Raw genomic sequence first — 14,022 nt, forward strand, 5'->3', positions numbered from 1 at the left:
CTTTTAAAAGAGGAAATAATCTATTTTAGACATCATTTAACCTCGCTAGTTATTTAAATAATTATCCATTAAATCAGAACCTTCCGACATATCATTTTCATTGCATTTAAAACTTTCCGCTAATCCAGAAAGAGGGTTTCGGAAATACCCTGCAATTAAATGATACTGCACTATAACCTTTTTAAGGTTCTGATCGTATAATACAAAGGTATTATGACCAAAAATTGTCCTTGGATATATATATTTATATATATTTAAGTAAGGATATTTACTATTAACTGTTCTTAAATCATGTTTATTTCCATTAAAAGACATTGTTGGTTGATATAATCCTTGATTTTTTATAAAAAAAGGATCCGTTTCTGGTTCTCCTTCAAGGGTAGGATAGTATATCCATTCAGTATCTTTTAAAGATTCACTAACACCCGATAACTTTCGCCATTCTTCAGGCGTTAAAAAAACTTCTACTTCTTTCCCTTTCCACATATCACAACGGAAAGGTGTAATAATTCGAGCGAAAAACAGATCATAAAAGCAAAGAAATAGTAATAGGAATGGAGACATAAGAAAAATATAGCAATAGGGATGTTTTGAAACATGCTGTTTCAACTTATCCCAAATATTATGACTCATCACAACACCTCACGTTTTCTAAATATAGGGCATGTAGAAAAGATTAATATCGACTTTATAACATAACTAATAAGCACTAAAAACGACCAAATGTTAAATTTGCGACCTTATTCGCATTTTATATACATAGATATCAAAATGGGAAAATTCACATTATTTTCACCGCACTTTTTTATGACAATACGCAAACGTTTGCGGTATAATTCGTCCCTATTTTTCATTAAGGAACCATTATGCAAAAATTACTTTATTCGGTGGAAGATAAACCACCTTTTATGCTCAGTTTATTACTTGCTGCACAACATTTGCTTGCTGCTCTTGGTGGAATTATCGCTGTTCCGCTGGTGATTGGTAATGTTTTAAAATTACCCACAGAAGACACTATAACCCTTGTTAATGCCGCGTTGCTCATTTCGGGGATTGTAACCATTATTCAATGCCGAGGCATTGGCCCTATTGGTATTCGCTTACCTAGCGTGATGGGAACCAGTTTTACTTTTGTTGCAGCAGCACTTGCTATTGGCTTTAGTGATGCAGGCGTGGCGGGTATTCTTGGTGCCTCATTAGTCGGTTCATTGGTCATGATCATCGGTAGCTTCTTTATGCCTTATATCCGCAAACTATTTCCACCTGTTGTCACAGGTACTGTGGTAATGATGATCGGTTTAAGCCTCATTCCTGTTGCGGTTGACTGGTTTGCTGGTGGTCAACGTGGTGATGCACACTATGCTACGCCTGAGAATTTAATGATGGCAACCTTCGTGTTAGTGATTGTAGTTGCCTTAGTACAATGGGGCAAAGGAATTTTCTCAGCTGCAGCCATTGTTATCGGTATGATGACGGGCTATATTGTCGCACTTGCTTTAGGCTGGGTCAGCTTTGATGGCGTAAAAGAGGCGCAAGTTTTCGCTGTTCCACAACCACTTCATTTTGGTTTGGCTTTCCCGATTTCTGGCATTATTGGAATGTCTATTGCTTACTTAGTGACCATTGTTGAATCAAGTGGTAACTTCCTCGCTTTAGGCAATGCAACACAAACGGAAATTACAGGTAAACATTTGCGCGGTGGTGTACTTTGTGACGGGCTTGGTTCTGCGCTTGCGGCTATCATGTCAACCACCCCATTCTCTTCTTTCTCACAAAATATCGGCGTAATTTCACTCACAGGCGTAGCAAGTCGATATGTTGTCGCGCTGACTGGCGCATTATTAGTATTGGCTGGACTATTCCCTGTATTTGGTGCATTGATCGTGTCCATTCCATTGCCTGTATTAGGTGGTGCAGGTTTAATGATGTTCGCAATGATTATCGCTGCGGGTATTCAAATGCTTGATAATATTCAACGTAGTCGTCGTAACGGTTTGATTATTGCCATTTCTATTGGCTGTGGCTTAGCTGTAACAACCCGCCCTGAATTATTAGACAAACTACCAGGCTTCTTCAAAGAGGTGCTGGGTTCAGGCATTACAGTAGGCTCATTACTTGCATTAATCTTAAACTTGGTATTACCTGAAGATAAAGTAGAAGAACAATAATAATCACAAGAAAAGGCACAATTATTGTGCCTTTCTTTTCTTTCCAATTTATAATGCGAAATTAGTTATCCCCTTGTTACAAGGAATATTGCCATGTCTTTGTCAGATCTACTCCAATATCGTCGTGCGGTACGTCATTTTGATGCAGAGCAACCCATTGATGCAGAAAAAGTGAAACATTGTTTACAACTCGCCACCCTCGCACCGACCAGCTCGAATATGCAACTGTATGAATTCTATCATATTTTAGACCGCACTTTGTTAGCCCAACTTGCTGAAGCCTGTTTAAATCAACGTGCGGCGACAACTGCACAACAAATGGTGGTATTTGTCACACGACAAGATTTACATAAACAACGCGCTGAACAAGTCTTACAATTTGAAATAGAAAACGTAAAACGCCATAGTTCAGCTGAGCGCCAAGCTAAACGTATCAAGGATAAAAAAGCCTATTATGGCAAATTAATGCCATTTGTTTATACTCGTTGCTTTGGTGTACTTGGTTTGTTCAGAAAATTATTAACCAAGATTATTAGTCTACGACGACCAATTTGTACAGAAGTTTCAGAATCGGATATCGTAGCTGTCACACATAAAAGTTGTGCATTGGTGGTGCAAACCTTTATGCTCGCCATGGCAGAACAAGGTTATGATACCTGTCCATTGGAGGGATTCGACAGTAAAAGAGTGAAAAAACTATTAGATTTACCGCACGATTGTGAAATTAATATGATTTTACCCTGTGGTATTCGTAAAGCTAATCATGGCATTTGGGGAGATCGCTATCGAGTTCCTTTTGAGCAAGTTTATCGTTCAAAATAAAATCTGACAAAAAAGGCGTATTTCAAAAATACGCCTTTTATTTATGCTTATTTCGCGCTTATTGAGCAATCAATTTATTGGTTAACTCAATCACTTCTTTGATCATATCATTCGACAATTTACCTTCAGAGACAAACTGCACCTTGCCTGATTTATCCAACACAATCACTGCACTGTCTTTTTCTCTTAATTTCCATGCATTTTTCACCGCACTTTTTTGATCTAAAATCACTTGGCTATGCGGATTTGATTTTTTTCCATCTTCTGCACTGCTTTTCACAAACATACCAGTGGCAATAACAGCATCATCTGCATTTATAATACTAGTGGTTTGGTATTTATTACGATCAAATTTCGCTTGTTTGATCGCAGAAATTAAGGCTTCATTTTTCTCTTTTGCTGCAGTTCTTCCGGCAAAATGATGAACAATGCGTACTTTGCCGACTAATTGAGATGAGTTCCATTGTTGGTATTGAACTTCTTTCCCATTCACTTTAATTTCGCCATCTTGAGCCACTTTTACTGCAGGTAACGAAGCATTCACCTGAATATTGTGAGCAAAGGTAAAAGTAGAAAATAAACTAGCCGACAGGGCTAAGATAAGTTGTGTTTTTTTCATAATCTTCTCATTAAATAAATAAAATCTCTTTATTTTACGTAAATAATGCTTTCACACAAATCAGATCTGTTGCAATTACTTTAGCAAAACGCCTTTTCTTGCTATAATTCCGCTGTTTTCAATTAGTTAAAGGAAGGAAAAATGGAACAAATGCCAAATTGCCCTCAATGTAAAGGCGAATTTGTCTATCATGATAGCATTAATTTTGTTTGCCCAGATTGCGGACATGAATGGTCAGGCGAAGAAATGGCAGAAGAAAATGCAGAAAAAGTCTGGAAAGACAGTAATGGCAATATTCTACAAGATGGCGATGATGTTATTTTAATTAAAGATTTGAAAGTGAAAGGCTCATCAATTGTGTTGAAAAAAGGCACCAAAGCGAAAAATATTCGCTTAGTTGATAGTGATCATGATGTAGATTGTAAAATTGATGGTCAACCTTTTTCTTTGAAATCAGAATTTTTGAAGAAGGCTTAACAAAAAAACTGCGGTTAATTTCACCGCAGTTTTTGTTTTAACTTAGTCGCCTAATAAAACACTTTCTAAGGCAATTTCGATCATATCATTGAAAGTTAATTGACGTTCTTCTGCAGAAGTTTGTTCTCCTGTACGAATATGATCTGATACAGTACAAATGGTTAAGGCTTGCGCACCATATTCTGCCGCGACACCATAAATCCCCGCGGCTTCCATTTCCACACCAAGAATGCCGTATTTTTCCATGACATCAAACATTTCCATATCTGGTGTATAAAATAAATCAGCAGAAAAGAGATTACCGACTTTAACTGCAACACCTTTATTTTTCGCTGCTTGAACTGCGTTCTGTGTTAATTTAAAATCCGCAATAGCAGCAAAATCATTATCTTTAAAACGCGTACGATTGACTTTGCTATCAGTACAAGCACCTAAACCAATCACTACATCACGTACTTTCACATCATGGCGCACAGCACCGCAAGAACCTACGCGAATAATTTTCTTCACGCCATATTCGGTAATTAATTCTTTCGCATAAATGGAGCAAGATGGAATTCCCATGCCATGCCCCATAACAGAAATTTTACGCCCTTTATATGTGCCTGTGTAACCAAACATATTGCGAACATCAGTGACTAATTTGGCATCTTGTAAAAATGTTTCAGCAATGTATTTCGCACGAAGTGGATCGCCGGGCATTAAAACAACGTCGGCGAATGCTCCTGCAGGTGCGTTAATATGTGGTGTCATAAATGAAATCCTTATTGAATGTCGTTGCTATAAAATAGCAAACGTTTAACTTGGCCTAATACAACAACACCACGAACAAAGTCGTGGTGCTACTCCTAAAAATCGCCCAAATTATACCGCACTTTTTCCTTTTTGGCAGTAACTATTGATTTACATTAACATTTATCTATCCTACAATCCGCAATGTCCGTACCCATTCGGCGATGTCGAGTTAGCGTAATGGCTAACGTATTTTTTACTCTTAATTTGGGAGTGTTTTTTATGAAAAAAATGACTGGCGTATTAAGCGCTGGAATCCTGTTCCTTGGTGTCAACCAAGTTGCAAATGCCGATAGTAATGAAGTGTATCTTTATACTTGGACGGAATATGTGCCTGAAGGTTTATTGGAAAAATTTACCGAGCAAACAGGCATTAAGGTGTTTACCTCAAGTCTTGAATCCAACGAGACAATGGTCGCCAAAATAAAAACCCAAGGTAAAAATGTGGGTTATGATGTTGTGGCACCAACAAGCTATTTTGTGTCTAAAATGGTGAAAGAAGGCATGTTACAACCTCTAGATCACAGTAAATTGCCTGTGATTGCGGAGTTAGATCCGAATATGTTGAATCGTCCATACGATCCAAACAATAAATATTCCTTGCCTCAATTATTTGGTGCAACTGGTATTGCTTACAATACCGAAACACAAAATCCAGAGCATTTTCAATCTTGGGCTGATTTATGGAAACCTGAGTTTCAATCAAGCTTACAAATGCTAGATGATCCTCGCGAATTATTTAATATTGCTTTATTAAAAATCGGCAAAGATCCAAATACACAGGATCCTGAGGTCATCAAACAAGCCTATGATGAGCTATTAAAACTTAGCCCAAATATTCTTTCATTTAACTCAGACAACCCTGCAAGCACCTTTATTTCAGGTGAAACAAGTCTTGGGTTATTATGGAATGGCTCTGTGCGTATTGCGAAAAATGAAGGCGCAAAAATTGATATGGTTTATCCAAAAGAAGGCACTATGCTTTGGATTGATAACCTCGCTATTCCAGCCAATGCGAAGAATGTGGAAAATGCACATAAACTGATTAATTATTTACTCAGTGCAGAAGTGGCAGAAAAATTAACCTTAAATATTGGTTATCCAACCTCAAACAAGGTTGCAGCTGAACGCTTACCAAAAGAACTGACCGAAGATAAAGCCATTTTCTTACCACAAGATGTGCTTGATCGTAGCCAATGGCAGTTAGATGTGGGCGATGCCACTGAAATATATGAAAAATATTATCAGCAATTAAAAGTCAATAAATAATGGCTTAAGCGCATAAAACAAAAGGGAGGCAATACCTCCCTTTTTTACTGTCTTTATTTCACTTATTTATTATTTTACTTCACTCGGCTACCTGCTTTTGCACCATTATCCACATCAAGTAAGAATAAATCCGCACCACCTGTGCCTGCTGATAAAATCATACCTTCAGAAACCCCAAACTTCATTTTACGCGGAGCCAAATTTGCTACCATAATTACATGGCGACCAACAAGATCCTCTGGCTTATCATAAGCAGCTTTAATACCAGACAATACTTGACGAGTTTCAAAACCTAAATCCAATTGGAATTTCAGTAATTTATTACTCTCAGGTACTGCTTCACAGCTGATCACTTTTGCCACACGTAAATCAATTTTAGCAAAGTCATCAATGCTGATTTCCGCTTCAACAGGTTCAAAATCTGCTGAAAGTGCGGTGTCTTTTTTCACAGTTTTTGGTGCTTGTGTTGCCGCATTTTCCACCTTAGAGGCTTCTACCATTGCTTCAATTTGTTTTGGATCAATACGGTTAAATAAGGCTTTAAATGGCGCAATTTGATGACTTAATAACGGTTGAGATAAATTATCCCAAGTTAATTCCGTTTGTAAAAAGGCTTCAGCACGCGATGCTAATTGTGGCAACACTGGTTTCAAATAGCCCATTAATACGCGGAACATTTGGATACCTTGCGAACAAACGGCTTGTAATTCTGCGTCCATACCCTCTTGTTTTGCCATCACCCAAGGGGCTTTATCGTCCACATATTTATTGGCTTTATCAGTTAATGCCATAATTTCACGTACAGCTTTGCCAAATTCACGATTTTCATAATAAGTCGCGATTTGTGCCGATTGTGCAATAAATTCATCAAATAATGCTTGATCATCCAATTTATCTGCTAATTTACCTTCAAAACGTTTTTGAATAAAACCTGCGTTACGAGAAGCTAAATTCACCAATTTATTGACCAAATCCGTATTCACGCGTTGCACAAAATCTTCTAAATTTAAATCTAAATCATCAATACGATTACTTAATTTTGCCGCATAGTAATAGCGTAAATATTCCGGATCTAAATGTTTCAAATAGGTCGCAGCTTGAATAAAGGTACCACGCGATTTTGACATTTTTTCGCCATTAACCGTCACATAGCCATGAACAAAAATATTGGTTGGTTTACGTAAACCCACGCCATCTAGCATCGCTGGCCAGAATAAACTGTGGAAATACATAATATCTTTACCAATAAAATGATAAAGCTCTGTGCTGCTTTCTTTATGCCAGAAATGGTTAAAATCAATATTCTCACGCTGACATAAATTTTTGAAAGATGCCATATAGCCAATTGGCGCATCCAACCATACATAGAAATATTTATTTTCTGTATTTGGGATTTTAAAACCAAAATAAGGCGCATCACGTGAAATATCCCATTGCTGCAACCCAGAATCAAACCATTCTTGCATTTTATTTGCCACTTCTGCTTGTAATGCACCTGAACGATTCCATTCTTTTAACATTGCTTCAAAACTTGGTAAGTCGAAGAAGAAATGTTCACTTTCTTTTACAATCGGCGTCGCGCCAGATACAACGGAACGTGGATTAATGAGTTCAGTCGGGCTGTAAGTAGCAGAACAAACTTCACAGTTATCGCCATATTGATCTTCCGCTTTACATTTTGGACAGGTGCCTTTTACAAAGCGATCTGGCAAGAACATTTCTTTTTCGGGATCAAACAATTGTGAAATAGTACGGTTTTTAACAAAACCATTTTGTTTCAAATGGTTATATACCATTTCTGATAATTCGCGATTTTCTTCGCTATGAGTTGAATGGTAATTATCAAAACTAATATTAAAGCCACAAAAATCAGCATAATGACTTTTTTGCACATCCGCAATTAATTGCTCAGGCGTAATCCCCATTTGGTCTGCTTTTAACATAATCGGTGTACCATGGGCATCATCGGCACAAACAAAATAAATTTCGTTACCGCGCATACGTTGAAAACGCACCCAAATATCCGCTTGAATATGTTCAAGCATATGACCTAAATGAATAGGGCCATTAGCATAAGGTAAGGCACAGGTAACCAAAATTTGACGATTTTGCTTTGACATTCTATTTTCCTTGTAATTGCTTAATTTATCGAATGCCTAAAAAATAAAACTGGCGTATAATCAACAACATTCGGTAAATTCATCAGTAATTTTGAAGATGAGTTAATCAGTAAAATTGGCTTGATTTTACCTGAGTTGCGGTATTTTTTCCAGTTCAACCATATTTCGCTTAACAGAAAAATGGGATCGTGCTTTAATAAACGAAAATTTTAAATTACCATTTATTCACATAGGATGTACTATGGCTACTCAATTTTCTAACAATTTAACCAATGAGCAACAAGCTCAGCTTATTCAAATCTTCCAATCTTTCACCCACAGCAGCCTACAAAAAGATTTAATTGCCTTAAGTGCGGTGAAAAAAATTGAAAAAGGTGGCGATACTCTACGCATTGAAATGCAAATGCCATTTGCTTGGAATACAGCATTCATTGAATTACAACATGCAGTGACAGAGCAAATTCTCGCAGCAGCAGAAGTCAAACAGATTAAATGGATAATGAATTACCAAATTGCCACCTTAAAACGTGCTAATAATCACCCAGCTGTAAAAGGAGTGAAAAATATTATTGCCGTCACTTCAGGTAAAGGTGGTGTGGGTAAATCAACTACAACAGTTAATCTTGCATTAGCCTTACAAGCACAGGGTGCTAAAGTGGGTATTTTAGATGCTGATATTTATGGTCCATCTATTCCACATATGTTGGGCGCAGCAGATCAACGCCCAACATCACCAGATAACCAACATATTAATCCGATTATTGCTCATGGTTTATCAACAAATTCCATCGGTTACTTAATGGATGCAGATAACGCAACCATCTGGCGAGGACCAATGGCAAGCAGTGCTTTAAACCAATTACTGAACGAAACATTATGGAATGAACTAGATTATTTAGTGATTGATATGCCACCAGGTACAGGCGATATTCAACTTACACTTTCTCAACAGATTCCTGTAACAGGTGCTGTGGTTGTTACTACACCACAAGATATTGCCTTACTTGATGCGGTAAAAGGGATTTCGATGTTCAATAAGGTTTCAGTACCAGTGCTAGGTATTATTGAAAATATGTCTATGCACATTTGTGCAAACTGCGGTCATCATGAAGCGATTTTTGGTACAGGTGGCGCAAATAAAATTGCAGAAAAATATGGTGCTCAGGTTTTAGGTCAATTACCGTTGCATATTTGCCTACGCGAAGATTTAGACAAAGGCACACCAACCGTAATTTCAAATTCAAACTTAGAAATTAAACAAGCTTATCTGCAATTAGCAGAAAAAGTATCGAGCGAATTATATTGGCAAGGTTCCGTCATTCCAGGCGAAATCATGTTTAAAGAAGTGAATTAAAACATAGAAAAAATTCACCGCACTTTTATGCAAAGGGAGGAATAAAATCCTCCCTTTCTTATTCTGTTAATTTTTCTAATCCAAAGTGGCGATAGGTTCTTGAAGTAGCAATACGCCCTCTTGGTGTACGCTGTAAAAAGCCTTGTTGGATTAAATAAGGTTCTAACACATCCTCAATGGTATCTCGCTCTTCACCAATTGCGGCGGCAAGGTTATCTAATCCAACCGGTCCACCATCAAAACGTTCAATAACCGCGCTTAATAATTTACGATCTAAATAATCAAACCCTGCATCATCCACATCCAGCATTTGCAATGCTGCTTTGGCAATATCTTCGGAAATCAATCCGCCATTGCGCACATCCGCATAGTCACGAACTCGACGTAATAAACGATTAGCAATACGAGGTGTTCCACGTGAACGACGGGCAATTTCATAAGACGCTTCATCGGCAATATCAAGATTTAAACAAGCTGCACTACGGGAAACAATGGATGTTAAATCCTCCACAGAATAAAATTCAAGCCGTTGCACAATACCAAAACGATCACGCAAAGGTGAGGTCAAAGACCCTGCTCTTGTGGTTGCACCAATTAAGGTGAAAGGTGGTAAATCCAATTTAATCGAACGCGCAGCTGGACCTTCCCCAATCATAATATCTAGCTGGTAATCTTCCATTGCGGGATAAAGCACTTCTTCAATGGCCGGCGATAATCGATGAATTTCATCAATAAACAGTACATCATGTGGTTCAAGGTTAGTTAGCATTGCCGCTAAATCCCCTGCTTTTTCCAACACAGGCCCCGAAGTTGTCCGAATATTAACGCCCATTTCATTTGCTACGATATTCGCTAAAGTAGTTTTTCCTAAACCTGGGGGGCCAAAAATCAATAAATGATCCAAAGCATCTTGGCGCAATTTGGCTGCTTGAATAAAAATCTCCATTTGTGATCGCACTTGTGGTTGCCCCACATAATCCGCCAATAATTTCGGACGAATGGCGCGATCCACATATTCATCATCCAATTTCGCACTGGCACTAATAATTCTATCTGCTTCTATCATTGGTTTATTCCTTGCTGTTCATCTCTATGTGCCACAAAATGTGCGGTACCCCGGTTGCACGATAACTTTCTGATAATCAGTAACGGCCTGATGATAATAAAATGGCTGTTGTAATACATGTAAAAGTGCGGTGAATTTTTGCAAATTTTCTTGCTCTGCCTGTTGTAATGCCTCTTCAACCAAGGCATTACGAGGAATCGCAAATGGATTATTGGCTTGCATTACTCGTACAATTTTTTGCTTATCAATATGTTGTGAATTAATACGTTCCGACCAGCTTTGTTTCCATTGTTGGAATTCAGCAGCAGAAAATAATGTTTCTGTTGCCTCTAAATAATCGCCATTTTCTTCTCGCCTATCTAACGTTAAACGAACAAAAGTATTGCTATAATCCGCTTTATACTTTTGCATTAACTCAAGTAATTGTTCAAGCAGTGCTTTATCAGAAGATTGATATGTCATTATCCCTAATTTCTTCGCCATGCCCTCATTATAATAAGATTCAAAAAGTGGCATAAACTGTTGCAATTCTTGCTTTGCCACTTCATCGGCTAAAGAAATATCTGAATGTAATAGTGGCAACAATACTTCTGCCAAACGAGCCAACGCCCATTTTGCAATGAAAGGTTGATTTTCGTAACGATAAAGACCTTCATAATCAATGGAGCTGAATACCGTTTTAGGATGATAAATATCCATAAACGCACATGGACCATAATCAATGGTTTCACCAGCAATACTGATATTATCGGTATTCATGACACCATGCACAAAGCCTACTAACTGCCATTTAGCAATTAATTGTGCTTGCTTCTGTATCACTGCGCGTAAAAATAATTGATAAGGATTATCTTGCGATAAAAGCGCGGGGAAATGGCGTTGAATACTGTAATCAGCCAAGGCTTTTACATCGGATAGATCACCAAATTGTGCAGCAAACTGAAAAGTCGCTACACGAATATGACTCATTGCAGTACGAGTTAATACCGCTCCCTTAGGCATATTTTCGCGTTGAACATGTTCTCCCGTTGTAGTAACCGCTAAACTTCGGGTTGAGGGAATCCCCAAAGCATGCATGGCTTCGCTGATTAAATACTCTCTTAACATTGGTGCTAAAGCGGCTTTACCGTCGCCTCGACGTGAATAAGGCGTTTTGCCATTGCCTTTCAATTGAATATCAACAAGATCACCTTGCGGCGTACATTGTTCACCAATTAATGTAGCTCGCCCATCACCCAGCATATTAAAGTAACCAAACTGATGACCTGCGTAGGCTTGAGAAATTGGCAAGCTATTATCAGGAAATTGGTTGCCCACAAAAATATTTGCGTCAATATAGTTATGAAGCTCTGTTAATAAACCTAATTCTTGCGCAAGTGCGGTATTAAAAACCACAATTTCGGGCGCAGGAAAATCAGCGCTCTGCCCTTCCGAATAAAACTTTTGCGGTAAACTGCGATAAGTATGAGATAAATTCCAATTTAATGACGAACTCATGCACATTCCCTATAAAGCAGCTTTTAAGGCTTCACGAATAAGTTGTTCGCTGGAGAGCTCAGGTTTCGCGATTTTCTTCACCATTTTCTCTGCTTCTGTTGCTTTATAACCGAGCGCCATTAAAGCAGAAATTGCTTCTTGGCTAGGATCTTCCGAATTTTGCACCGCACTTTGTGTTGGAATATGCGGACTTTCAACAAAGAAATCCGTTTGTCCTGTGCCTTTAAATTTACCTTTAAGTTCCACCAGCAAACGTTCAGCTGTTTTTTTGCCCACGCCTGGAATTTTTACTAATTTTGATAATTCTTCTCGCTCAATAGCATAAGCAAATTCATTGACCGACATTGCGGACAAAATCGCTAGCGCCAGTTTCGGCCCTACGCCATTGGTTTTGATTAATTCACGAAATAAAGTGCGGTCTGTTTTTTGTGAGAATCCAAACAAAAGATGGGCATCTTCACGCACGACAAGATGAGTAAATAACGAAACGGGTTGACCCACTTCTGGTAAGTTATAAAAGCTGGTCATGGGTAGCAATAATTCATAGCCTACACCTTGTACGTCTAATAAAATTTCAGGTGGCTGCTTTTCCATTAATTGTCCGCTTAAATAACCGATCATTTGCTTTCCTTTTGCTCAAATAATTTGGCATAGCATAAAGCAAAACTGGATAAATATCCACTTAAATTTTTAAGCGAAAGCGCCCTCGGCTATAACGGGTACGTAAAAGTGCGGTGGATTTTGTGGAAGTTTCATTGGTGGCAGAATGAGAAACCAACAAAGAATGTTGAATGGAATGAGCATGAGTAATGGCAATGGCAAGTGCATCAGCTGCATCTGCTTGTGGTTTTTCTGATAATGTTAAAATTCGAGTAACCATATCCTGCACCTGTACTTTATCGGCAGAACCAATACCAACCACCGTTTGTTTCACCAAACGTGCGGCATATTCAAAAACTGGCAAATTTTGATTCACAGCGGCAACAATAGCTGCGCCTCTTGCTTGACCCAATTTTAAGGCTGAATTGGCATTTTTGGCTAAAAACACTTCTTCAATGGCAAACATGTCTGGCTGAAATTGAGTAATAATTTCACTGACACCAGCATAAATGCGTTTAAGTCTTGTGGGTAAATCATCAGCAGAGGTACGAATAACACCACTACCAAGGTATTCCAACTGCTTACCACTTTGCCTAATCACACCATAGCCTGTCACTCTTGAGCCAGGATCGATACCTAAAATAATTGCCATTTGTGCCCTCAAAAAATAAATGGACCTATATTTTACTATAGATCCATTCATTTTTACCTAAACGGATAAATTAATTTGCCATCGTACAATTTTTAGCGATGATTTTATCTTTAATCGTTAACATAACAGGAACTGTTTTGTTTACAGTTTGTGCAGAAAAACCTTCATCTAAAGTGAAGACTTTTTTGCCATCAACGAATTGTGTACCGTCTGTGTAAGAAGGGTTCACTTTTAATTCATGAATTGATTTTTTGTTGCCAGTTCTAACTGTTACAGTTGCGCTGTCAGCTTTACCGTTTACAAATGCATAAGTCACTGAAACAACTTGTTTTTTCTTACCTTGTACATCACAGAAATAAGCAGCTGTTTCTAAAGCTGGTTGAGTTGAACCCATAGCTTGTTGAACTTGACCCGCAACTTCTTTCACTTCTTGTGTGGCTTTCTCAACTTTATTCATTTCTGAATTTGCATTTTGAGTACAAGCGCCTAATACGCCAGCAACCATTAAGCCAGCAAAAAGTTTGGTTAATTTCATAAATTCTCCTAAATAAAATATACTGCATAAATTATGCGGATACTTTGACGC

The 14,022-nt window shown here is 38.1% G+C and carries 14 protein-coding genes; 5 read left to right on the forward strand and 9 right to left on the reverse strand.

Annotated elements, in window-relative coordinates:
• Positions 1-45: 45 nt before the first annotated feature.
• Entirely contained in the window at positions 46-633 is a 588-nt protein-coding gene (locus ACUXZ4_RS08105; protein WP_464972702.1) for a hypothetical protein, read from the reverse strand.
• Positions 634-866: 233 nt separating this feature from the next.
• Between ACUXZ4_RS08105 and ACUXZ4_RS08110 the strand changes: the two genes are divergently transcribed.
• On the forward strand, positions 867-2,168 hold the full coding sequence (locus tag ACUXZ4_RS08110; protein ID WP_464972703.1) for a nucleobase:cation symporter-2 family protein: 1,302 nt from the start codon (positions 867-869) through the stop codon (positions 2,166-2,168).
• Between the two features lie 93 nt (positions 2,169-2,261).
• The gene (locus tag ACUXZ4_RS08115) at positions 2,262-2,990 is read left to right on the forward strand and encodes a nitroreductase family protein (RefSeq protein WP_464972704.1); all 729 of its coding nucleotides are present in this window, start codon (positions 2,262-2,264) and stop codon (positions 2,988-2,990) included.
• Positions 2,991-3,048: 58 nt separating this feature from the next.
• On the opposite strand, the gene ACUXZ4_RS08120 is transcribed toward ACUXZ4_RS08115, so the two are convergent.
• Positions 3,049-3,609, reverse strand: coding sequence for a YtfJ family protein (locus tag ACUXZ4_RS08120; protein WP_464972705.1), 561 nt, complete (start codon positions 3,607-3,609; stop codon positions 3,049-3,051).
• 141 nt (positions 3,610-3,750) lie between these two features.
• Between ACUXZ4_RS08120 and ACUXZ4_RS08125 the strand changes: the two genes are divergently transcribed.
• Complete coding sequence (locus tag ACUXZ4_RS08125) at positions 3,751-4,086, forward strand: zinc ribbon domain-containing protein YjdM (protein ID WP_464972706.1); 336 nt, start codon at positions 3,751-3,753, stop codon at positions 4,084-4,086.
• A gap of 42 nt (positions 4,087-4,128) precedes the next feature.
• On the opposite strand, the gene deoD is transcribed toward ACUXZ4_RS08125, so the two are convergent.
• Complete coding sequence (gene deoD / locus ACUXZ4_RS08130; protein WP_464972707.1) at positions 4,129-4,839, reverse strand: purine-nucleoside phosphorylase; 711 nt, start codon at positions 4,837-4,839, stop codon at positions 4,129-4,131.
• A gap of 261 nt (positions 4,840-5,100) precedes the next feature.
• Here deoD and ACUXZ4_RS08135 point away from each other — a divergent pair, with 261 nt between their 5' ends.
• Entirely contained in the window at positions 5,101-6,147 is a 1,047-nt protein-coding gene (locus ACUXZ4_RS08135) for an extracellular solute-binding protein (protein ID WP_464972708.1), read from the forward strand.
• Positions 6,148-6,221: 74 nt separating this feature from the next.
• Here ACUXZ4_RS08135 and metG read toward each other — a convergent pair whose 3' ends face one another.
• A complete protein-coding gene (gene metG / locus ACUXZ4_RS08140; protein ID WP_464972709.1) occupies positions 6,222-8,267 on the reverse strand; it encodes a methionine--tRNA ligase in 2,046 nt (681 codons plus the stop codon).
• 241 nt (positions 8,268-8,508) lie between these two features.
• Between metG and apbC the strand changes: the two genes are divergently transcribed.
• Positions 8,509-9,621, forward strand: a complete 1,113-nt coding sequence (apbC, locus tag ACUXZ4_RS08145) for an iron-sulfur cluster carrier protein ApbC (RefSeq protein WP_464972710.1) — start codon at positions 8,509-8,511, stop codon at positions 9,619-9,621.
• A 58-nt stretch (positions 9,622-9,679) separates the two neighbouring features.
• Here the strand turns inward: apbC and ruvB are convergent, their stop codons facing one another.
• The 5 genes from ruvB to ACUXZ4_RS08170 all read right to left on the reverse strand — a co-directional run bounded on the left by ruvB (position 9,680) and on the right by ACUXZ4_RS08170 (position 13,971).
• Positions 9,680-10,687 carry a Holliday junction branch migration DNA helicase RuvB gene (gene ruvB / locus ACUXZ4_RS08150; protein WP_464972711.1) on the reverse strand — a complete coding sequence of 336 codons (1,008 nt, stop codon included), beginning with the start codon at positions 10,685-10,687 and terminating at the stop codon, positions 9,680-9,682.
• Positions 10,688-10,711: 24 nt separating this feature from the next.
• Positions 10,712-12,184, reverse strand: a complete 1,473-nt coding sequence (locus tag ACUXZ4_RS08155) for a protein adenylyltransferase SelO (protein ID WP_464972712.1) — start codon at positions 12,182-12,184, stop codon at positions 10,712-10,714.
• Between the two features lie 9 nt (positions 12,185-12,193).
• Positions 12,194-12,805, reverse strand: a complete 612-nt coding sequence (gene ruvA, locus ACUXZ4_RS08160; protein ID WP_464972713.1) for a Holliday junction branch migration protein RuvA — start codon at positions 12,803-12,805, stop codon at positions 12,194-12,196.
• A gap of 61 nt (positions 12,806-12,866) precedes the next feature.
• Positions 12,867-13,436: a crossover junction endodeoxyribonuclease RuvC gene (gene ruvC, locus ACUXZ4_RS08165; protein WP_464972714.1), complete on the reverse strand. Its 570-nt coding sequence runs from the start codon at positions 13,434-13,436 to the stop codon at positions 12,867-12,869.
• A 70-nt stretch (positions 13,437-13,506) separates the two neighbouring features.
• Positions 13,507-13,971 (reverse strand): hypothetical protein, encoded by a 465-nt coding sequence (locus ACUXZ4_RS08170; protein WP_464972715.1) that lies wholly within the window; start codon positions 13,969-13,971, stop codon positions 13,507-13,509.
• Positions 13,972-14,022 lie beyond the last annotated feature (51 nt).

It is taken from the genome of Reella acinonychis, assembly GCF_052828705.1.

Bases quoted from the DNA above. Each gene is read 5' to 3' on its own strand.
- ACUXZ4_RS08105 (WP_464972702.1), bottom strand. From the start codon at position 633: ATGAGTCATAATATTTGGGATAAGTTGAAACAGCATGTTTCAAAACAT.
- ACUXZ4_RS08110 (WP_464972703.1), top strand. From the start codon at position 867: ATGCAAAAATTACTTTATTCGGTGGAAGATAAACCACCTTTTATGCTC.
- ACUXZ4_RS08115 (WP_464972704.1), top strand. From the start codon at position 2,262: ATGTCTTTGTCAGATCTACTCCAATATCGTCGTGCGGTACGTCATTTT.
- ACUXZ4_RS08120 (WP_464972705.1), bottom strand. From the start codon at position 3,609: ATGAAAAAAACACAACTTATCTTAGCCCTGTCGGCTAGTTTATTTTCT.
- ACUXZ4_RS08125 (WP_464972706.1), top strand. From the start codon at position 3,751: ATGGAACAAATGCCAAATTGCCCTCAATGTAAAGGCGAATTTGTCTAT.
- deoD (WP_464972707.1), bottom strand. From the start codon at position 4,839: ATGACACCACATATTAACGCACCTGCAGGAGCATTCGCCGACGTTGTT.
- ACUXZ4_RS08135 (WP_464972708.1), top strand. From the start codon at position 5,101: ATGAAAAAAATGACTGGCGTATTAAGCGCTGGAATCCTGTTCCTTGGT.
- metG (WP_464972709.1), bottom strand. From the start codon at position 8,267: ATGTCAAAGCAAAATCGTCAAATTTTGGTTACCTGTGCCTTACCTTAT.
- apbC (WP_464972710.1), top strand. From the start codon at position 8,509: ATGGCTACTCAATTTTCTAACAATTTAACCAATGAGCAACAAGCTCAG.
- ruvB (WP_464972711.1), bottom strand. From the start codon at position 10,687: ATGATAGAAGCAGATAGAATTATTAGTGCCAGTGCGAAATTGGATGAT.
- ACUXZ4_RS08155 (WP_464972712.1), bottom strand. From the start codon at position 12,184: ATGAGTTCGTCATTAAATTGGAATTTATCTCATACTTATCGCAGTTTA.
- ruvA (WP_464972713.1), bottom strand. From the start codon at position 12,805: ATGATCGGTTATTTAAGCGGACAATTAATGGAAAAGCAGCCACCTGAA.
- ruvC (WP_464972714.1), bottom strand. From the start codon at position 13,436: ATGGCAATTATTTTAGGTATCGATCCTGGCTCAAGAGTGACAGGCTAT.
- ACUXZ4_RS08170 (WP_464972715.1), bottom strand. From the start codon at position 13,971: ATGAAATTAACCAAACTTTTTGCTGGCTTAATGGTTGCTGGCGTATTA.